This window comes from Sulfurimonas sp. (genome assembly GCF_026196735.1).
In the GTDB taxonomy this organism is placed as follows: Bacteria; Campylobacterota; Campylobacteria; order Campylobacterales; family Sulfurimonadaceae; genus Sulfurimonas.
The window spans coordinates 242,070-261,917 of record NZ_JAPHUF010000002.1 but is presented as its reverse complement, the minus strand read 5'-3'; the positions used below and the strand labels follow the sequence as shown (position 1 = coordinate 261,917).

Sequence of the window (19,848 nt, the reverse complement as noted above, 5' to 3'; positions counted from 1 at the left end):
TTCATTCAAGTATAATAATTGCAATTAAGGGTTTAAATCATGCTAAAAACAATAATAGAAGCTTCACAAAATTTTTGTATTCATCAAATTAGAGTTCCTCACGAGATACACGAAAACATTTCCCAAATGAGAACACTTATTGCTTACATAGACATAGAGACCCGTGATAAAAAGTCCCATAGAGTCTATTTGTGCGCATCGCCTAGTTTTGCACAAAGAATTTCAACACTCTACCTTGAAGAAGATGAGAGCGACGAAGAGACACTAATAGACATGATGCTTGAAACAGCTAATCAAATTGTTGGAAGTGCTAAAGTTATTGCAGAAGTATCAAATGAGAACCCTTTTGTTATTTGCACGCCTCACTTTGAAAAAATAGACAAGTTTGATTTTGATTATGATCAAGCCAAGGTTGTTAAAATAGAAAATGATGAAATGATTATAGCAATCAAGGAACTAAGTTGAAAGAAAATAAACGCAAACATAAGTTTGGAGCACCTAGTCCACTATATGACCAAGATACTGAATTATCATGGATGGACTACTCGGGATTACTAGATATGGAAGTTGAATTTATATCCGATTTAGGTGAGACTGAGCTTTCTGTAGCTGAAATATTAAAACTTACGAAAGGCTCGATTATTGACCTCAAAAAACCTGCCGGAGAGAGTGTTGAGTCATATGTTAATGGTCGTATTTTAGGCAAAGGTGAGGTTATGGTTTATGAAAAAAATCTTGCTATTCGTATAAATGAAATTTTAGATTCTAATGCAGTTTTATACCACCTTTCCAAAGAGAGATTATGATTAAATATCTGTTATTATTTTTACTTCCATTTTCTCTGTACGCTTCTAAAATCCTAAGTTACAATATTTACGACAGAACAGATAGAGTGGATATCATGATAACTTTTGATACACCCTATGATGGTGTAATAAAACAAAGCGTTAGCGAATCAACAATTACCATAAAGCTTGAAGATGCGACTATAGAATCTGCAAAAATAAAGCAACTATCCTCAAAGTACATAAAATCATTAAGTATATCGCCTATGTCCGGACACACAAAAATAATCGCACTTGTTCCGCCGTCTGTTGGTCTGCAAGCTTCAAAAACATCTGATTCCTATGGTCTAAGACTAAGGTTTGCAAACAAAACAGTAAAACAAGCAGCTCCGGTATCAAATAAACAAACTAATTCAGAACCACTCAGTTTACTTCCAACAAAAAAAAGTGATGACATAGCTCAAAGCTACTACATAGTAATAACTATACTTATCATAGGCATAATCTTGCTGTTTTTTATTAAGAAAAAAGTTACTCCAAAACAAAATAGCAAGGAGCCAGCCTCTTGGTTATTTAAAGAGAATGCAAATGCTCCAAAGGAAGTTGTTGCGCAGGCAAAGACAGAGAATGCAAATGTAAGTATAAGATTTCAAAAATCTATTAACAATGAAAACAGTGTTGTAATGCTTGATTTTGGTGAACAGAGCTATCTTGTACTTATGGGCAAAAGCAATATACTGCTTGATAAGTTTACAGATGATAGACCTGTGACACAAGATGATTTTGACACAATTTTACAAAGCAGACATAAAGAACTAAATGACTTTCTTCAAGATAAGAAAGAAAACAACAAGGAGCCGCTGCAAGCATATAAAGAGAGAGCCGCTTCTATCGCTTATGAAGATTAGTTATCTCTTTCAAATCTCTCTCTTAAAAGCTTTTTAATCAGTTTAATTTGCGAGTTATTTAATTTATAGCTATCATTCATCATTTTATCAATATGATAAACTTCTGTCACAGTAATACCGTAAGGATCTTTTTTCTCTTTTGTTATTTTATCATCGTCATAAGAGTATAAAAGTAAATTCTTACGAGTTAATTGCAAATAGTAAGTAACTACAATCTCATCTGAATGCTTCTTCTCAATAGCAACTATAACCCTATGCTCATCATTGTATTTGCTATCTATACCTAATTCTTCTCTGACTTCTCCAACACTTATGTAGCCAACATAAAACTTATTATACAAGTCAATAAATCTCTGAGTTTTTTCACTCATTAAGAAATTCATATCCAATATATGTTTGTTATGCTTTCTAAGTGTTTTGGTTATCCAAGACATTGTATTGTAATATCTAAAAGGATAGTTTTTAAGGGTATGAGCTTCCACCATTTTATCTGAATGAACTTTTTGTTTTGAAAGAAGCTTTTTTTGATTTTCAACTGTTATGTAGTCAAGAACATTCTTTGCTGAAAACTCATCTGTAAGCCATACTTTACAGTAATCTGGAAACTGCTTAATACCCGTAGCGCCTTCGTTTAAAATGATTAAAGATTTAATCTTATAGTCTGGAAATATAATCTCTAAAAGGGCTTTTTTCTTTCTAAGTCTTTTTCTAAGTTTAAGCACAGACTTAACTAGAGTCATCTCTACAAAGTATAACTCTTTGTCTTTTGTGACGAGCATAGCGTCAAATTCACTAATTTCTCTACTTTTTGTTCTGTAAACGATTTGCTGTTTTTCACTGATTGAGAGTGTATTTGCATAAGCTTTAAATTTATTTTGATGATAACCTTTTAGAACAAACTTCTCTACATCATCATTCTCTGCGGCATATCTTAAAAGTTTTTCATACACAAAGTTTTCAAACACTTCACCCTCAAAAGAGCGATACGAGCTCAAAAACAACGGATCATCTCTATCTACACCCTTGTTTATTAAAGAGAGCAGATGCTTAACATTGTAGTCATAGTGAAGAAGATTGTCTCCTATATCACTATAATCAAGAGTTTTAATAGATTTGCTTATTTCTAACAAATTATCTCACTATTAATAAAAAAGTCATCTATTACAGCGCGATACTCTTGTATATCAGATATACTATTTACGCTGTTTCTAAGTGCTGATGCACCTCTATAACCTTTAGAGTAAGTATGAGTATGTTTTCTAAACATAGCAACGCCGTATTGGCCATAAAACTCTATCATCTTGTCAAAGTGCTCTATGATTATATCATGCTTGAGATTTTTGTCAATATCTTTGGTTCCCGTTCGAAGCTGATGAAAAATCCATGGAGCTCCAACTGCACCACGACCTATCATAACTCCATCAGCTTTAGTGTGCTCTAAAACCCACTTTGCTTTGTCGTAAGAGTCTATATCACCATTTGCAATCACCGGTATATTAACAGCTTCTTTTATCTCGGCAATTGCATCGTAATCAACAGCGGCCTTAAACTTTCCGGCACGAGTTCTTCCATGGACAGCTATAAAATCAGCGCCGCTATCTTCGACTATTTTTGCTATTTCAATATGATTTTTTTTCTCAAAGCCAAGTCTGATTTTTACACTGGTTAAGCTTTTGTTAGAAGTCTCTTTGATTGTTTTAATAATTTCACCCATAAGAGGCAAGTTTAAAAGTAGAGAACTTCCACTTCCATGACCTACAACTTTTGGGACAGGACAACCACAGTTCAAGTCAATAATATCGATGCCCTCATGCTCATTTAAAACTTCAACCGCTCTTTTAGCCATCTCAACTTCAGAAGCTGAAATTTGAACAGAGTAAGGATCTTCATTGGGAGATTTTTCTAACATATGTAGAGTCTTAGCAGAGCCGTGTGCAAGAGCATTTGAGCTTAACATCTCACTTACAGTAAGGTCTGCTCCAAATTTTTTAACTACACTTCTAAAAGGAAGGTCGGTAAAACCCGCAAGAGGTGCTAAAACATATAAAGGTTTATCAAATGATAATTTTTTCAACATTTTAGCGTTATATGGTTAGATAAAAAGGTTAATATCAAAATGCTTGCCGCATTCTCTTAGTGAGCTGTATGCTTTAAATTGTATATACTCATTATCTTGAGAATTATCTAATATCTCTTTTGTAGGAGCCAGCATCTCTAAATCAAATAAAGTAAACAAGTATGCTTCTACAATATTTTCATTTTGATTACTCAATGTCTCAAAAAGTTTAATTCTTTGCTCAGGTATCATACCTTTTGAAAGTTTCTGAGATGCTTCTATGTAATCGCTAGAACTTAAATCTAACTCATTAAACAGAGATATCAAGGCATCATTTGATACTTCTAAAGTATTTTTTTCTGCATTGACTCTTGAGAGTATCTCAAAAAGAGCATCTTTTGTTAAATATTTTTTATATTTTTCTATTGCATTTAAAGGTGCTTCTTTAACAAAATCTACATAAACATCTTTACATAGGCTCTCATCATATTTATTAGAGTGGCTTATTATATCTTCGGCAGTTAAATCACCTTTTTTATAACGATTTCTCTCATTTTGAATGGCTAATTGATTAAACGAAGGAAGAGAATATTTTTTAAGATCAACAACTTCTCCCTCTCTAACCTTATTTATAAGTTCAAGCACTTCACTTATTTTTTTATTGTTTATATCTGCATCAAACTCTCCAACCGGAAAAATAGTTGCATTATCAACTAAAGCACCCAAGAGTTTATATCTGTCAGTTTTAAAAGTATGTGAACGATTTTCTTTGCCTAGATAAGCATCTACCATTGAATCAACTATTTTTTCATAGTCTTTTTCGTATTTACGAAGTTTTAGGCTACCAAGAAATGAATAAAATGACATATGAATAACGCTAGCAGCATAAAGTAAGATTAATGGTAAAACTACCCACATTGCAATAGACAACGATGGTAAAGCTATACCAAACAATTCAATACTGATACTTTCTTGTGTTACAAAAGCATAAACATACCAACCAATTAATACAATTAATGCCAATGCTGCTATTGTATATCTCTTTATATGCATTTTTTACTCCTTAGCTAGATTTTTCAACAATCTCTCTACAGTCTATGCAGTATATCGCATGTGGCTTAACTTTAAGTCTCTGAAAACCTATCGGGTCTTCACACATTTCACATATACCATAATCACCGGCAGAAATTTTCCCTAATGTTACATTAATCTCTCTTAACTCTTGCTCTTGTTGTTGAACAATTGCACTTTCAACCATTGAACTATTGTCTACAGAGGCGTGATCACCCTCATCGTTTAACTCCAATGAACTCAACTGCATCAGTTCTTCATTTACGCCTGAAATATTTTTTACGATTTGTTGTTGTCTACTTTCTAAAATCTCTTTAAAGTATTTTAACTCGCTGTCTTGCACTTATATTCCTTATTTATGATATGGGTGGTTACTTAGTATTGAAAAGCCTCTATAAATCTGCTCAAGCAAAACAGCTTTTGCAATTTTATGACTCATAGTGATATTTCCCAAACTTATAACAACATCACTTTTTTTTAAAAAGTTATCTTCGAAGCCATAGGCTCCACCAATATAAAATTTAACCGCAATTTTACCATCTAAAAGCTTACTAAACTCATAACTATCAATTAATTTTCCCTCAGGATGTAAAGCAACCGAAAAACCACTTGATATATATGGTGTTAAAAGCTTTGTATACACCTGCTTTGAGGCTTCAGGTGAGATAGTGTGTGCTTTTGTTACATCTTTATTAAAAAGTTCAATATCTTGAACTTTTGCGAAGCGAGATATCATTTTTGTTAACTCTTTATAGAGAGGATCATAAGTTGATCGTTCTTTTTTTGCAATTGAGACTATGTCTATATTCACTTAATGAGTCCGCTTCCAACAACATGATATCTTACATGTAAAAATTCATCATCTGTTTTTACACCACCAATGGCAGCAACAAAATGTTTTGATTTAGAAGCTATATCATCTAGCTTATTTCCAAGAATAGCTGTGATATCATTTTTGGTATTTGTATTACGAAGTGCGCCTAAACCTATGTAATTCAAATCCATTTCATTAGCCTGAAGCACTTCTTCTTCATTATGCGTTGAAATACCTAATATTTTGTCTTTTTTTATAACACTTCTTAAGATTTTAACAGCTTTAAATACATCTTCATCAATCTTTTTTAAATCCTCTTGACCAACATGTACTCCATCACAAAATTCTATAAGTTCGTAAGCATCATTAACTATTAAAAATCCGTTAAATATTTTTCTGATTTTGATTAGCTGGTGTTTTATAAATGCAATATCAGCATTTTTATTGCGGTATTGAATAATCTCTGCATTGTGGCCCTTTGCTATCTCTATAAACTCTTCTAGAGAGAGACCCCTGCTATCTAAGAGGTCTTGGTCACAAAGTGCATATAGTCGCATTACGCAACTTTTAGAAGGGTTAGAAGGTCTGAAAGTGTATTTTTTAAATCACTTCTATTTACAATCATATCAATAGAACCTTTTTCAAGTAAAAACTCTGCTCTTTGAAAACCATCAGGAAGAGCTGAGCCAATCGTTTGTTCAATAACTCTTGCGCCTGCAAAACCGACAAGCGCACCAGGCTCAGCTATGATGATATCGCCCAATGTTGCGAATGAAGCACTTACACCACCCATTGTAGGATCAGTTAAAACTGAAATATATGGAAGATTTGCTTTTGCAAGTTTTGCTAAGGCAGCAGATGTTTTACTCATTTGAAGCAGAGAAAAAGTACTCTCTTGCATTCTTGCTCCACCGCTGGCACTAAGAATAACTACACCCAGTTTTTTCTCTATGGCACGCTCAACTGCACGAACAATTTTTTCACCTTCTACAGAACCCAAAGAGCCACCCATAAATGCGAAGTCAAATATAACAACTTGTGCAGAGACTCCGTTCATTTGCATCTCACCGCTAACTACCGATGAAGTTTTGCCGGTTTTTGCAGTAGCGTCTTCTATTCTTTGTTTGTAAGACTTACTATCAAAAAAGTTTAGAGGATCAACAGGTTTCATACTAGCGTCATACTCTACAAATGTACCTTCATCAGCCAGAAGTTCAATGCGCTCTTTTACACCTATTCTAATATGATATCCACACTTTGGACATACATGTTTTTGATTTTCTACTTCTTTATAGTACATTAAAGATTGGCAAGATTTACACTTGACCCAGTGAGATGATGCTTCATTGACTGCTGGTTGTTTTTTTGTTATGTTTCTAGAAAAAATGCTTAAGAGGTTCAAAGATTATCCTTTTATTATTATATATGTGGCGCGAATTATATCTAATTTATACTTATTTTATAGAATTATGTCAAAGGAAGGATTAGTTTTTAGTTTTCACTTAGGAAGTGAAAACTAAATTTATTTTACTATTTAAGTAGAGATTTACTTATGCTTCTTGCGGCTTCTCTACCGTCAAATGCAGCCGTAACAACTAAATCAGCACCTCTATAGCAATCACCTCCGGCATAAATACCGGCTGTTGTAGTTTCATGAGTTTCTTCATTAATTATAATCTCACCCCACTTATTTGTTTCAATACCATTTTCATGTAAAAATGAAGGAACTTCCGGATTAAAACCTAAAGACATGATAACAACATCAGCATTTACTCTAAATTCGCTGCCTTTTACCTCCTCCATTTTTTGACGGCCGCTCTCATCCTTTGCTCCAAGGTTAGTTTTGATAACTTCAACTCCAACAGCTTTGCCTTCATCATTTAAAATAATCTCTTTAGGTGATACAAAAAAAGTAAAATCTACACCCTCTTCCATGGCATTTTTATACTCTTTTTGACTTCCAGGCATATTATGAGCATCACGACGATAAAGACATGTAACACTTCTTGCACCCTCTCTTTTTGCAGTTCTAAGACAATCCATTGCTGTATCACCACCACCGATTACAACTACATTTTTATCTTTAAAATCAAACTTTTTATCATATGCAGTTTTAAAGTTTTTTCTTTGAATTGCTGTTAAATAATCCATAGCAGCATAAACATTAGAAGCTTTTTCACCTGATAATGAAGCACTTTTAGCCTTTGTTGCACCAACACCGATAAATATTGCATCATGAGAGTTTGCTATATCTTCAAATGCAATATCTTTTCCAACTTCACAGTTAAGAACAAGCTCCAAGCCTGCTTCTTGAAGCAGTTTAACACGACGCTCAACTATTTTTTTATCTAGTTTAAAATTTGGAATACCGTATGTTAAAAGTCCACCTGCTCTATCGCTTCTTTCATACATTGTTACCGCTATTCCAGAACGAAGCAAGTAAGTTGCAGCAGATAAACCTGCAGGACCGCTACCTATAATAGCTACTTTTTTGTCAGTTGTAATTCCGGGAAAATCCGGCTTATATCCAGCTTTAAATCCAGCTTCAGTAATATGAGTCTCTACGGAGCCAATTGTTATAGCACCGTGACCGTCATTTAAGGTACAATCACCCTCACAAAGTCTATCGTGAGGACAGACTCTGCCCATTACCTCAGGAAAAGGAGAAGGCTCATTTGAGAGTTTAAATGCAAATTCCAAATCTTTTTCACTTACAGCTTTTAGCCACTGAGGAACATAGTTATGGAGTGGGCACTTATTTAAACAAAATGGATCTCCGCACTGAATACATCTCTCTGCTTGAGTTGCTGCCTCGTTGCTATCAAAAACTTCGTAAATCTCGTCAAAATCTTTTGTTCTCTCTACTACTAACCTTTTTTTAGCTTCTACTCTATCAATTGTTAAATATTCTCTCATAATTAATCTCCGATCTCTAAATTCATAGGAAGTTTTGTTAGGTTTTTAGGTTTTACCAGCCAGAAATTTCTAACTTCTACTCTAAAATTATCAAGCAACTCTTTTGCTTTTTTACTTCCAGTTTCAATTAAATAGTCTTTTAAGAGTTTTTTCAGATAATGTCTAGCCTCATCACCCTCATCTGTATCTATACGAACAGGCTCAACTAACTCACGATTAACATTTTCAATAAAAGTATGATCACTGTCATATACAAAACTGATACCGCCTGTCATACCTGCACCAAAGTTAATACCGGTACGACCAAGTATTACAACAACACCGCCTGTCATATACTCACAAGCATTATCGCCTGTTCCTTCTACTATGGCAAGTGCTCCTGAGTTACGAACAGCAAATCTTTCTCCAACACTACCGGAGATATAAAGCTTTCCGCCTGTTGCACCATAAAGACATGTATTGCCGCCGGCAGAAAATTCTTCACCTTCATTTTTAGAAGTGATGACTATTTTGCCTCCATGCATGCCTTTGCCAATATAGTCATTAGAAACACCATTAAGATAAATCGATACACCATGAATCAAAAATGCACCAAGAGCTTGCCCTGAGATGCCTGTTAAATTGATTTTAATTGTATCTGATTTTAAACCTTTGTCTCCATAATATTGAGCAATTTCACCACTGATCATTGCACCAAAACTTCTGTGAATATTTTTAATTTCTCTATTGATTATAATAGGATGTTCGGGATATTTAATAGCGCTTGCAACTTCTTTTAAAACATCTTTTTCATAAGAATTGTCATCAAAAGGATGATTAAACTGTTGCTGATGAGTATTGACACCCTCTTCTTGATGTAAAACAGAAGAAAAATCAAATTTTTGTGCAAATTCATCATCTACAACCTTAAGCAAATCAACACGGCCTATCATCTCCTCCATAGTCTTAAAACCAAGCTGGGCCATAATAGAACGAATATCTTCAGCAAGCTGAGTAAAGTAGTTTATTAATTGGTCAACATGTCCTTTAAAAAACTCTTCGCGAAGTTTTTCATTTTGTGTTGCGATACCTACAGAACATTTATTTACATGACATATTCTAAGCATTTTACAACCAACAATTGTCAAAACACCGGTACCAAATGCATAAGATTCAGCACCTAAAAGAGCAGCTTTTACAACATCAAGACCTGACTTTAAACCACCATCTGCTTGAACTTCAACAAGTCCTCTAAGATTGTTTGCTTTTAAAGCATTATGTGCTTCACTAAGACCAAGTTCCCAAGGATTACCTGCAAACTTGATAGAAGTAAGTGGAGCAGCACCGGTACCACCATCACCACCAGAGATGATAATCTTATCTGCGTATGCCTTTGCAACACCCGCAGCAATAGTACCAACACCGACAGTTGATACAAGCTTTACAGCTACACGAGCAGCAGGATTAACTTGTTTACAATCAAAAATCAGCTGTGCTAAATCTTCAATAGAGTAGATGTCATGATGCGGAGGAGGTGAAATAAGTGTAACACCAGGAACCGTATGACGAAGCTTACCGATAAGCGGAGTTACTTTATGACCTGGAAGTTGACCACCCTCACCCGGTTTTGCACCTTGCGCAACTTTAATCTGAATTTCTTCGGCTGAACGAAGATAAGCAGGTGTTACACCAAATCTACCTGATGCAACTTGTTTAATTTTTGAGAGTCTCTCAGTACCAAATCTTGCCGCATCTTCTCCACCCTCGCCAGAGTTAGATTGAGCACCGATTCTATTCATTGCGATTGCAATAGTCTCATGAGCTTCAGGAGAGATTGAGCCAAGACTCATAGCAGCAGATGCAAATCTTTTAAATATCTCTTCTTTTGATTCAACTTCAGATAAAGGAATAGCTTCTCTGTCTGATTTTAAATCAAAGAAGTCACGGATAAACTTAAGCCCTCTTTTGTTTACTAAATCTTTTAATCTGTCATAATCCTTTTTACTACCACTCTGGGCAACTGCATGTATTGCATGAATTACAGCCGGACCGAAGTCATGATGCTCTTGCCCGTTATAAAACTTATAATATCCGCCTATGTTTAGAGGGAAAATTTTATTGAATCCGCTCTCATCAAATGCATCATTGTGGTACTTTGATAATCTTTCATCTATATCTTCGTAAGTTAATCCGCTAAGAACAGAGTGTGAAGATTCAAAACAATCTTTTACTATTGATTTATGTAGTCCCATCACATCAAACAGACCGGCATTGCGGTATGAAGCAATAGTAGAGATACCCATTTTAGAAATAATTTTAAGCAACCCTGCATTTAAGGCACTATGAACTGACTTTAAACCTTCTTGACATGTCAAAGATATAACTTTAGAGTTATCTACATGTTGTGCAGCAGTTGCAAAAAGTAGGTTAGGATAAACAGCGCTTGCACCATATCCGATAAGTACAGCAGCTCCATGTGAGTCAACAACCTCTCCGCTAACAGCAACTATTGATACTAGGTGGCGAATGCCTGCTTCTAAAAGAGCGGTATTTAACCTACCGACTACCATAGCCATAGGCATAACTTTTTTATCTTTACAAAACTCAAAGTCATCAACTATTGCTATTCTAACACCATCATTCTTTACAGATTTAACAACATCTCCCACCAAAGAGTCTAAAGCATTTTTAAGATCTTTATCGTAAGCTGTAGAAAATGTTTTGTTTTTATAAAAAGGCTGGAAACGAGGTGATTTAACATCTCCAAAAGATTTCAATACATTAAGTTTTTCAGAAGTAATAATTGGTGAGATTGCTTTTAATCTATGTGCATGAGTAGGAAGTTCATCTAAAATATTGTGTATCTCTCCAAAACCTGTATTAAGACTCATTACAACTTTTTCACGGATTGGATCAATAGGAGGATTTGTTACCTGAGCAAATTTTTGCTTAAAAAAATCAGTAAAATTTCTCTGCTTATTTGAAAAAGCGGCCAGAGGCGTATCATCACCCATAGAACCAACAGCTTCTTTAGAGTCTATAATCATTGGCTCAATAACTTGCTCAATAATCTCTTGAGTGACATTAAAGTATCTCTGTCTTTTAACAAGATCTCCTTTATCAAACACACACTTTTTTTTATACTGACCCTCTATATGCTCTTGTAGATAAATCATATTTTCATTTAACCACTTCATATAAGGGTTTGAGCTTTTTAGGTAGTCGTTTATATGGTCGTTTTTAAGAAGCTTTCCAAATTTAAGATCAAGTCCTATCATCTCGCCGGACTGCAGACGGCCTCGTTCTTTTATATCCTCTTCTGCAATATCAATAACACCGTATTCGCTGGCAATTAAAAGATTATCATCTGTAGTTACTATATATTTTGACGGACGAAGACCGTTTCTGTCTAGTACACAACCTATATAACGACCATCGGTTACAGAAAATGCTGCCGGACCATCCCACGCTTCAAACACAGTTGAGTGATATTCATAAAATGCACGAAGTTCAGGATCCATATGCGGAGCATTTTGCCATGCACCTGGGATAACCGCACGAACAGCTTTAAAAAAGTCCATACCATTAACGATTAAAAATTCGAAAAAATTATCAGCACTTGCGCTATCAGATGAATTTAGCTGTAATATAGGTAATATTCTTTGTATTTCTTCATCTGTAAAAACTTCACTTTTAATTGACTCAGATTTGATTGCCACATTAAAACGGTTACCTTCTACAGAATTAATCTCGCCATTGTGCGCTACTGCACGAAACGGCTGAGCTAGTCTCCACTCCGGAAGTGTATTTGTTGAGAATCTTTGGTGAAATAGCGAAAAAGAGATTTTAAAATTTTCATCTTGAAGATCTTTGTAAAATTCTTTGATATGAGTAGGCATAACAAGACCTTTATAAGAAAGGACTTTTGAACTCATAGAAGCTATATAAAAATCTTTGTCTTGTACTAGTTTATGCTCAGCTTCTTTACGGCTTAAATAAAGAAGAGCATCAAATCTGCTTGTTGCCATAATGGAATTAGGTATTATAAACAGTTGAACAATATTTGGTAGCGATGCTATTGCTTGCTCACCAAGTGCTTTCGTATCAACCGGAACATCACGACTAAGTATAACTTTAAGATCATTGTTTTCACAAATTGATTTAATAGTTTTTAGATGCTTTATGTCTTTAGTAAAAACAACTGCAACTGCAAACTGCTTTGGTAGCTCAGTACCTTTTGCAGATGCTTCTTTACGAAGAAATTCTTCCGGCAAAGATAAAAGCAATCCGCTGCCGTCCCCAGTTTTGCCGTCAGCTGCAACTGCACCACGGTGCATCATTCTCTCTAATGCCGTTACGGCATCATTTAAAACTTTATGAGAAGCTCTGTTTTTTATATTGGCTACAAGCCCAAATCCACAATTATCTTTGAATGATCTTAATAAATCATGATGTTCAACCATTTTTACTCCTAAAATTTACAAATTTATTAAAATTTCTTTAAAATTTAAGCACTTTTTAAAGAAACTTAGTCTATTTAGTGACAAAGTCAAGTATTTTACTATTTAAAGGTTTAAAAAAGTATAATATCAGTAATATATTTTAAATAAACTATAAAAGTGTAGGAAAAAGAAGCAATTATGCAAGGTTTTATACTAAATCTAAACAAAGTAAAAGATGAAGATTTGATAGTAACGATTCTATCAAAAGATAACTTATACACTCTTTATAGATTCTATGGAGCCAGACACGGAGTAATAAACCTTGGATTCAAGATAGATTACGAACAAGATGCTTCGGCAAAATCGACTATATCTAGGCTCAAAGATGTAATACATATAGGCTATAAATGGATTAACGACAATAAGCTACTCAGAGTGTGGCAAGATTTTGTTGCATTATTTCACAAACATCTTAAAGACGCTGAGGAGCTGGATGAATTTTACTTTAACCTTCTACAGAGTGCTTCTTTAAACTGGGATAAACAAAATCCTAAAAGAATAGCAATAGAGTCATATGTAGAATTATTAGAATATGAAGGTAGGCTTCACACTGAATTAGAGTGTTTTTTATGCAACCTTCCAATCCAAAAAGATGTCTCGCTTATTCGTGCATTTTTACCAACTCATAAAGAGTGCACACATACATTTAGTATAAAAGAGGATGCTTTTCATGAGTTACTTCAAAACAAATCCACTATATTTCTAAGCGACAATGAGGTAGAGAGACTTTGGTATATTTTACTTGAAGGTCTATAAAACTTTTTTAACTTTTCGTATATGCTCTATAAATACTTCTTTTTCCTTGTTTCCTGATAGACGGTAAGCTTTTAGCTCTTTTTTGTTTTTATCAAAGAATATCGTACCGGGAGGACCAAACAGAGAGAACTTTTTTAATAGCTCTATATCAATATCTCTATTTTGAGTAATATCTATTTTAAATCTTTCAAACCCTTCTACTTCAAGAGCTACATCGCTTTTACTAAATACATTTGCGTCAAGCTCTTTACAGTTTTCGCACCACTTTGCGGTAAAAACTGCCATTACAGGTTTACTTGATTGTCTGACAACACTATCAAGCTGTTCAGCGGTTATAATCTTAAAAGTAACTCTGCTTGGAGCTTGTGCTTGAATAAACTTACCTTTAAAAGGTTCCAATGGGTCATTTATATGTTTAGCGCCGGCAATTGCACCAAGCATTAAAACTATTCCGTATAATAGTATCAACAATGCAATCAGCTTTTTTAAGTGATAAATACTGTCTATAGCTGCGCATGCCTTATTTTCAAATATATTCAAAAATATTGCAATTGCTGTAAGTAAAATACCCCACATTAGTAAAATTATTTGCGTATCCAAGATGCGAGAAAGAATCCAGATAGCAAATCCAATCATCGCAAAACCAAAAAATAACTTTATATCTGTCATCCAAGGACCTGGTTTTGGTAAAAATTTACCGGCACCGGCACCAATTAAAAGTAGAGGGACACCCATTCCAAAACTCATGACGAACAAAGAGAGACCGCCTATCAACTCATTACCGGTCTGACTGATGTAAATAAGTGCTCCAGCTAATGGTGGCGCAACGCATGGACCGACAATGAGCGCTGAGAGAACTCCTAAAAACATTACACTGTAATACGATCGTCCTTTGCCGTAAACAGCTTTGGAGTTAAGAAACGATTGGACTTTTTTTGGCATCTCTATTGAAAATGTTCCAAACATACCCAAAGAGAGAATAAAGAAAAAAGCACTGACAATGATTATAATCCATGTTTGTTGGAAAAATGCTTGTATATTGCCGCCTAATGATGCAGCTGCAACACCTGCTATCGCATATACAACTGACATGGAAACAACATATGTCAAAGAGAGCAAAAAACCTTCTCTTGTGCTTATTCGTTCTTTTTTAGAGATGATTACAGCCGATAATATCGGAATAACAGGAAGCATACATGGAGTAAACGCTAAAAGAAGTCCAAAACCAAAAAAAGTAAGTAGTGTAAGTGTTAAACTTTTATCTTCTAACATACAGGCGATACTGTCTTGTTCGCTGATTATTTCTTGAAAATCTTCTTCATTTTCATCACTTTGAAGTAATGATGTATCAACTTTATCATTATGTTCTTCTTCTGAGAGATGAACCTTAGGACATATCTCCAGCTTTTCACACTCATCTGTTTTATTATGAAGAAGAGCATTTTGATTTGCAATCACTGGATCTACTAATGTAGTATTATCGATATCCTGAGTAGTCTTTTTAGTTTTTATTGGTTTTGGTATACTAAATGATTTTTCAAATTTTTGAAGCTTGGAACATACATGTAGATTATTACATACTTGGTAGCTTGTTTGAATAATAAAGTCTATTTCCGGCGGAGATTCAACTACTACTTTGATGTTAGTTTTATTCCAAAAAACATCATGATTATCAAAGATTTCAGAATCTTGATAAAAAACACTGTTAAGATAAGCTGTCTTGCTAATAACAGAGATGTCAAGCGTATCCTCTAGGATATACCCATCATCCTTTGTAGTTATAGTTATGTCAAAATTTTTTTTATCTTGTTGAATTTCGACTACTGCTAGAGCATTATCATTTGAAAATACAATACTTGGTAAAAATAATGTACTTAAAAAGAATATAGTCAATATGCTTCTTTTTAAAATCTTATGCTCCTACAAAATTTACTTTTAACTAAATTATTTTTTTATTGAGTCAGCAATTCTAATAGCTTCCATTATCTTAGCATAATTTGGTTCCTGATTTATGTCCGGAACTATCTCTTGGTAAACAATTCTTCCGTTTTTTCCAATTATGAAGATTGATCTAACAAGTAAACCTCTAAGCTCTCCGCTTGTTATTGCAACACCATATTTTTCACCAACTTCTTGGTAAGCAAAATCTGAAGCAACTGTTATGTTTGCTATCCCGCGTCCTTTACAGAAGCGATCATCTGCGTAAGGCAGGTCCATAGAAACAACTGTCATATCTACATCCGGAAAATTCTTAATCTCATCATCAAATCTCTTTGATTGAGCCGAGCATATTGGTGTGTCTATTGATGGAACAGTAGCTAGTACCTGCACTCTGTCACTTTTACCACCTATCGTTTTAATAGCAAAGTTTGGCTCTGTTACACGAGCCTTAGGCGCTTTTTTTCCAACACTAGGAAAATTTCCTTTAACTTTTACCTGTTCACCATTGTAATTGATCACAGCATCTGAGGCAAAAGCCAGTGTTGATAATAGAATAGAAAACAAAAAGACTGTTATTTTTTTCATGTTATTTACCTTGTTATAAAATTTAATATAGAGAATTATAACAAATTATAAAATATTACAAATTACAAAACATAATAATATATTATACTTTTTTTGCTATAATAGAAGCCACTTTAATTCTTTCACCTCTTAGGTTTGTATCAATTCTTTCTTCATAGTAGATAACATCTAGTCCTATAAAAGAGTGCAGAAGCTCATTTTTACGAAGAAGATAGTCAAGATTTGTTGTCGGCATTTTAAAATCACCATGAGCTACAATAAAGGTCTCAAACATTACTACTCCACCACTTTTTAAAGCATCTTTCATCTGTGAAACCAGACGACGGTTTAAATAATTTACATTTACTATAAGGTCATATTTATTTGGAGTTAAGTTGTATTTATCTAAATCTGCATCTATTTTATTTATAGTAGAACTATTTTTTACGCGCTCCAAAGCATAATCAGAGATATCTATTGCATCGACTAAAAAACCTAAATCAGCTAAATAGTGAGTGTTTCTGCCTGTTCCGCATGCAATATCAATAGCCTGTCCCACATGTGCATGCTCTATGTATTTTTCTACCAATGGAGAAACTTCCTGAGGCATTGGGTTATCTAAATATCTCTCATTCCATCTTTGTTTATCTTCAATCATTGCATTATCCTTAATTTATTTTATGATAACCGATTTTTATAATCTTCATATCCAAACTCTTTAACAACATCAAGAGTTTTATCTTCTCGTAGTATAACCAATGATGGTAATTTTATACCATTAAAAGTAGTATTTTTTACAAAAGTATAGTGAATTTGGTCTTCAAAAATAATTTTATCACCTACTTTAAGAGGCTCATCAAAAGAGTAATCTCCCATAATGTCACCTGCCAGACATGTATTTCCGCCTAGTCTGTATGTATATTTTTTTTCTCCAGCCTTTGCAGAATCTCTAATCTCTGCACGATAAGGCATAGCAAGAGTATCAGGCATATGAGCTTCTGCTGAAGTATCAAGTATCGCTAAATCCATACCATTGTGCATTGTGTCCAAAACACTGCTTACAAGCACACCCGTTTCCCATCCGACTGCTTCGCCAGGCTCTAAATATACTTCTACATCATATTTGGCTCTAAACTCTTTTATAATCTTAATCAATTTTTCAACATCATAACCTTTTTTGGTTATATGATGACCGCCGCCAAAGTTTATATACTTTAAATTTTTAAAATATTTTGAAAATTTTTCTTCAAAAGCCGCTAAAACTTCTTCAAGAGCACCAACATCCTGCTCACAAAGTGCATGAAAATTAAGTCCGTCTATATATTTTAAAACTTCCTCATCAAAATTTGCAAGCGTTGTTCCCAAACGACTGTATATACCGCATGGGTTATATATCTCTTTAGGAGATGATGAGTGTTCAGGATTTATTCTCAAAGAGAGACTTACATGTGAATTTATTTTTTTCACTCTATCTTTAAATTTAAACAGCTGGTTTGGCGAATTAAAAACTATATGGTCTGAAATTTTTGCTATTTCTTCTATGTCTTCATCTTTAAAAGCCGGTGAATATGTATGAACCTCTAAAGAGTTGTCATCTTTAGCAAACTCTTCTCTTGCTAACAGTGCTTCATGAAGACCACTCGAAGTACACCCTTTTAAGTATTTTTTTATAAGAGGAAATGTACCCCACATTGCAAAGCCCTTAAGAGCCAAAATAATTTTTGCTCCACTTTGTTCTTGTACATAGTTTAATATTTCAAGATTATTTTTCAGAAGTGACTCATCACACAAGTAATATGGAGTATTTAATTTATCTAAATCTTTCATCATTTTCATTTTTGCCTATATTTATTTTTTTCTCATTCTGTTTATTAAAATTTTGTTATATTGTTCTCTAACTCTAGATGCAACTTTTACAAAATGCTCCGGTTCAAGACCTATATCTTCAACCAATTCAGCTGCTTCTTTTATAGAATCTTTAGTCAAAGCATTTTTAGGATTGACAGCTGTTCTTACCACATCCAACGAATCAATAAAAGACGCAATTTTAGGACTGTAATTGTCTTCAAAATCAAGCCCCTTTAATATCTCTACATACAGAGGCTCTAATTTCCAATACTCAAAAAGAAGCCCGCTTAAATAATAAGTAGTTGTTCCAAGCAAACTATGCTCAAACTCTGATACATATTTTGTATTTTTATATCCCAAAGTAAATTTCTTAATATAGTTGCTCTTCATTACCTCATTTGCTAAAACAAGTTTACCAGATTCCATAATCAAAGCTAGGGGTGCCAAAAACTGTGCATGTCTGATATCTATTTTAGAATACCATTGCAGCATCAGGGTACTTTGAAGCTGACAGATGTCATTAAACTCTTTATTGTTTACACCATAAATATCTGTATCTGCTTTTAGCTGCTCATCAACTGCATACTTTAAAACAAGACCATAAATCTCATCTGTTCCAAAGAGCGTAACAGCTTGAGAAATTGAAGCAATCTTTGTTGAAAAACCATATATTGGTGCATTTATCATTCTTAAAATATTTGCTGCCAAAACAGCATCGTTTTCAATCACTTTTACAAGTTTTAAAATATCAATATTTTGTGCTCCCACACTATATATCTGCTGTATTATAAAAGGAGTGTTTGAGAGTGGCGGCAAAGACTCTAGTTGTGTAATAATATGCTTAAATGTCATTTATTTACTATCCTTTTATCCAATGTATGACTTTCTAATTTTATGTGCCACATCTTCAAAATGCTCGGCATCCAATCCCATTTCATTTACCATATTTGAAGCTTTTTTAATAGAATTGTCCGATAAAATATCTTTAACATTTATTGCCGTTCTTATTACATCAAGTTCTTTTTTATAACTTCTAAGTTTTTTAGAAGGGTCTTTTTCTTCTGGTTCTTCTTTTGAGTCTAATGACTTTAATATCTCTACATATCTAGGTTCTAAGTTCCAATGCTCAAACAGTAGTGCACTAAGATGATATGAAGTCATATCTATCAAGCTCATCTCATACTCTTGTATATTTTCACACTCATTAAAACCTTTTCTAAACTCACCGCAGTAGTCACTTTTGATGACTTCATTTGCCAGTATTAGCTTTCCAGATTCCATCATCAAAGCCAAAGGAGTTAAAAATCTGGCATCTCTTGCATTTACTTTAGAGTACCATTGAAGCATCAAAGCACTTTGAAGATTGCATACATCATTAAATTGAGCATTTGTAAAGCCGTATATACTCGGGTCTGCCTTTAACTGCTGAGAAATAGCATAATGAATAACTAACATGTAAATTTTGCTAGTTCCAAAAAGTGATACAGCTTGAGAAACGGAAGCAATGCGGTTATCAAAACCATAATATGGAGCATTTATCATTTTTAAAATATTTGCAGCGAGCATTGCATCTGATTGAATGACTCTTATTAATCTACTTACATCTAGATTTTCAAGTCCTCCCGCATAGAGTGTCTGAATAATATTTGCAGCATTAGACAGAGGCGGAAGAGAATCAATATTTTTTACAATTCGCTCAAAGGTCATA

Annotated in this window: 19 protein-coding genes; 4 read left to right on the top strand and 15 right to left on the bottom strand. The window is 34.0% G+C overall.

Annotated features, from left to right (window positions below; all coding sequences use genetic code 11):
- The first annotated feature begins 39 nt into the window (after window positions 1-39).
- From OQK60_RS01620 to OQK60_RS01610, 3 genes are read left to right on the top strand one after another with little or no spacing between them, the layout of a single operon-like run.
- The gene (locus tag OQK60_RS01620) at window positions 40-465 is read left to right on the top strand and encodes a chemotaxis protein CheX (protein WP_297683407.1); all 426 of its coding nucleotides are present in this window, start codon (window positions 40-42) and stop codon (window positions 463-465) included.
- A complete protein-coding gene (gene fliN / locus OQK60_RS01615) occupies window positions 462-806 on the top strand; it encodes a flagellar motor switch protein FliN (RefSeq protein WP_297683405.1) in 345 nt (114 codons plus the stop codon). Before OQK60_RS01620 ends, fliN begins: the two co-directional genes overlap by 4 nt.
- Entirely contained in the window at window positions 803-1,693 is an 891-nt protein-coding gene (locus tag OQK60_RS01610) for a hypothetical protein (RefSeq protein ID WP_297683404.1), read from the top strand. The genes fliN and OQK60_RS01610 overlap by 4 nt, the downstream gene beginning before the upstream one ends.
- Here OQK60_RS01610 and OQK60_RS01605 read toward each other — a convergent pair.
- The 9 genes from OQK60_RS01605 to gltB form a co-directional block, all read right to left on the bottom strand.
- Window positions 1,690-2,823, bottom strand: a complete 1,134-nt coding sequence (locus tag OQK60_RS01605; protein WP_297683402.1) for a hypothetical protein — start codon at window positions 2,821-2,823, stop codon at window positions 1,690-1,692. The two genes, OQK60_RS01610 and OQK60_RS01605, sit on opposite strands and share 4 nt — an antisense overlap.
- Complete coding sequence (dusB, locus tag OQK60_RS01600) at window positions 2,817-3,770, bottom strand: tRNA dihydrouridine synthase DusB (RefSeq protein WP_297683401.1); 954 nt, start codon at window positions 3,768-3,770, stop codon at window positions 2,817-2,819. The genes OQK60_RS01605 and dusB overlap by 7 nt, the downstream gene beginning before the upstream one ends.
- Window positions 3,771-3,785: 15 nt before the next feature.
- On the bottom strand, window positions 3,786-4,802 hold the full coding sequence (locus OQK60_RS01595) for a hypothetical protein (protein ID WP_297683399.1): 1,017 nt from the start codon (window positions 4,800-4,802) through the stop codon (window positions 3,786-3,788).
- A gap of 10 nt (window positions 4,803-4,812) precedes the next feature.
- Window positions 4,813-5,163 (bottom strand): RNA polymerase-binding protein DksA, encoded by a 351-nt coding sequence (gene dksA / locus OQK60_RS01590; RefSeq protein WP_297683397.1) that lies wholly within the window; start codon window positions 5,161-5,163, stop codon window positions 4,813-4,815.
- A gap of 9 nt (window positions 5,164-5,172) precedes the next feature.
- On the bottom strand, window positions 5,173-5,631 hold the full coding sequence (locus OQK60_RS01585; RefSeq protein WP_297683395.1) for a 23S rRNA (pseudouridine(1915)-N(3))-methyltransferase RlmH: 459 nt from the start codon (window positions 5,629-5,631) through the stop codon (window positions 5,173-5,175).
- A complete protein-coding gene (locus OQK60_RS01580) occupies window positions 5,628-6,191 on the bottom strand; it encodes a thiamine phosphate synthase (protein WP_297683393.1) in 564 nt (187 codons plus the stop codon). The genes OQK60_RS01585 and OQK60_RS01580 overlap by 4 nt, the downstream gene beginning before the upstream one ends.
- Window positions 6,191-7,036 carry an acetyl-CoA carboxylase, carboxyltransferase subunit beta gene (gene accD / locus OQK60_RS01575; protein WP_297683391.1) on the bottom strand — a complete coding sequence of 282 codons (846 nt, stop codon included), beginning with the start codon at window positions 7,034-7,036 and terminating at the stop codon, window positions 6,191-6,193. The genes OQK60_RS01580 and accD overlap by 1 nt, the downstream gene beginning before the upstream one ends.
- Window positions 7,037-7,164: 128 nt before the next feature.
- Window positions 7,165-8,550: a glutamate synthase subunit beta gene (locus tag OQK60_RS01570; protein ID WP_297683389.1), complete on the bottom strand. Its 1,386-nt coding sequence runs from the start codon at window positions 8,548-8,550 to the stop codon at window positions 7,165-7,167.
- A gap of 2 nt (window positions 8,551-8,552) precedes the next feature.
- Window positions 8,553-12,992 (bottom strand): glutamate synthase large subunit, encoded by a 4,440-nt coding sequence (gltB, locus tag OQK60_RS01565; protein WP_297683387.1) that lies wholly within the window; start codon window positions 12,990-12,992, stop codon window positions 8,553-8,555.
- A gap of 177 nt (window positions 12,993-13,169) precedes the next feature.
- Between gltB and recO the strand changes: the two genes are divergently transcribed.
- A complete protein-coding gene (gene recO, locus OQK60_RS01560; protein WP_297683386.1) occupies window positions 13,170-13,787 on the top strand; it encodes a recombination protein RecO in 618 nt (205 codons plus the stop codon).
- On the opposite strand, the gene dsbD is transcribed toward recO, so the two are convergent.
- The 6 genes from dsbD to OQK60_RS01530 all read right to left on the bottom strand — a co-directional run bounded on the left by dsbD (window position 13,782) and on the right by OQK60_RS01530 (window position 19,847).
- Window positions 13,782-15,680, bottom strand: a complete 1,899-nt coding sequence (dsbD, locus tag OQK60_RS01555) for a protein-disulfide reductase DsbD (RefSeq protein ID WP_297683385.1) — start codon at window positions 15,678-15,680, stop codon at window positions 13,782-13,784. The two genes, recO and dsbD, sit on opposite strands and share 6 nt — an antisense overlap.
- A gap of 51 nt (window positions 15,681-15,731) precedes the next feature.
- Window positions 15,732-16,313, bottom strand: coding sequence for a thiol peroxidase (tpx, locus tag OQK60_RS01550; protein ID WP_297683383.1), 582 nt, complete (start codon window positions 16,311-16,313; stop codon window positions 15,732-15,734).
- Window positions 16,314-16,395: 82 nt separating this feature from the next.
- On the bottom strand, window positions 16,396-16,950 hold the full coding sequence (locus OQK60_RS01545) for a bifunctional 2-polyprenyl-6-hydroxyphenol methylase/3-demethylubiquinol 3-O-methyltransferase UbiG (protein WP_297683380.1): 555 nt from the start codon (window positions 16,948-16,950) through the stop codon (window positions 16,396-16,398).
- Between the two features lie 20 nt (window positions 16,951-16,970).
- Window positions 16,971-18,119 (bottom strand): carboxynorspermidine decarboxylase, encoded by a 1,149-nt coding sequence (gene nspC, locus OQK60_RS01540; protein WP_297683511.1) that lies wholly within the window; start codon window positions 18,117-18,119, stop codon window positions 16,971-16,973.
- Between the two features lie 21 nt (window positions 18,120-18,140).
- On the bottom strand, window positions 18,141-18,992 hold the full coding sequence (locus OQK60_RS01535) for an HDOD domain-containing protein (RefSeq protein WP_297683379.1): 852 nt from the start codon (window positions 18,990-18,992) through the stop codon (window positions 18,141-18,143).
- Window positions 18,993-19,007: 15 nt separating this feature from the next.
- Window positions 19,008-19,847, bottom strand: coding sequence for an HDOD domain-containing protein (locus OQK60_RS01530; RefSeq protein WP_297683377.1), 840 nt, complete (start codon window positions 19,845-19,847; stop codon window positions 19,008-19,010).
- Window position 19,848: the final 1 nt, after the last annotated feature.

Bases quoted from the DNA above. Each gene is read 5' to 3' on its own strand.
- OQK60_RS01620 (WP_297683407.1), top strand. From the start codon at position 40: ATGCTAAAAACAATAATAGAAGCTTCACAAAATTTTTGTATTCATCAA.
- OQK60_RS01610 (WP_297683404.1), top strand. From the start codon at position 803: ATGATTAAATATCTGTTATTATTTTTACTTCCATTTTCTCTGTACGCT.
- dusB (WP_297683401.1), bottom strand. From the start codon at position 3,770: ATGTTGAAAAAATTATCATTTGATAAACCTTTATATGTTTTAGCACCT.
- OQK60_RS01595 (WP_297683399.1), bottom strand. From the start codon at position 4,802: ATGCATATAAAGAGATATACAATAGCAGCATTGGCATTAATTGTATTA.
- OQK60_RS01580 (WP_297683393.1), bottom strand. From the start codon at position 6,191: ATGCGACTATATGCACTTTGTGACCAAGACCTCTTAGATAGCAGGGGT.
- OQK60_RS01570 (WP_297683389.1), bottom strand. From the start codon at position 8,550: ATGAGAGAATATTTAACAATTGATAGAGTAGAAGCTAAAAAAAGGTTA.
- gltB (WP_297683387.1), bottom strand. From the start codon at position 12,992: ATGGTTGAACATCATGATTTATTAAGATCATTCAAAGATAATTGTGGA.
- recO (WP_297683386.1), top strand. From the start codon at position 13,170: ATGCAAGGTTTTATACTAAATCTAAACAAAGTAAAAGATGAAGATTTG.
- tpx (WP_297683383.1), bottom strand. From the start codon at position 16,313: ATGAAAAAAATAACAGTCTTTTTGTTTTCTATTCTATTATCAACACTG.
- OQK60_RS01545 (WP_297683380.1), bottom strand. From the start codon at position 16,950: ATGATTGAAGATAAACAAAGATGGAATGAGAGATATTTAGATAACCCA.
- nspC (WP_297683511.1), bottom strand. From the start codon at position 18,119: ATGAAAGATTTAGATAAATTAAATACTCCATATTACTTGTGTGATGAG.
- OQK60_RS01535 (WP_297683379.1), bottom strand. From the start codon at position 18,992: ATGACATTTAAGCATATTATTACACAACTAGAGTCTTTGCCGCCACTC.
- OQK60_RS01530 (WP_297683377.1), bottom strand. From the start codon at position 19,847: ATGACCTTTGAGCGAATTGTAAAAAATATTGATTCTCTTCCGCCTCTG.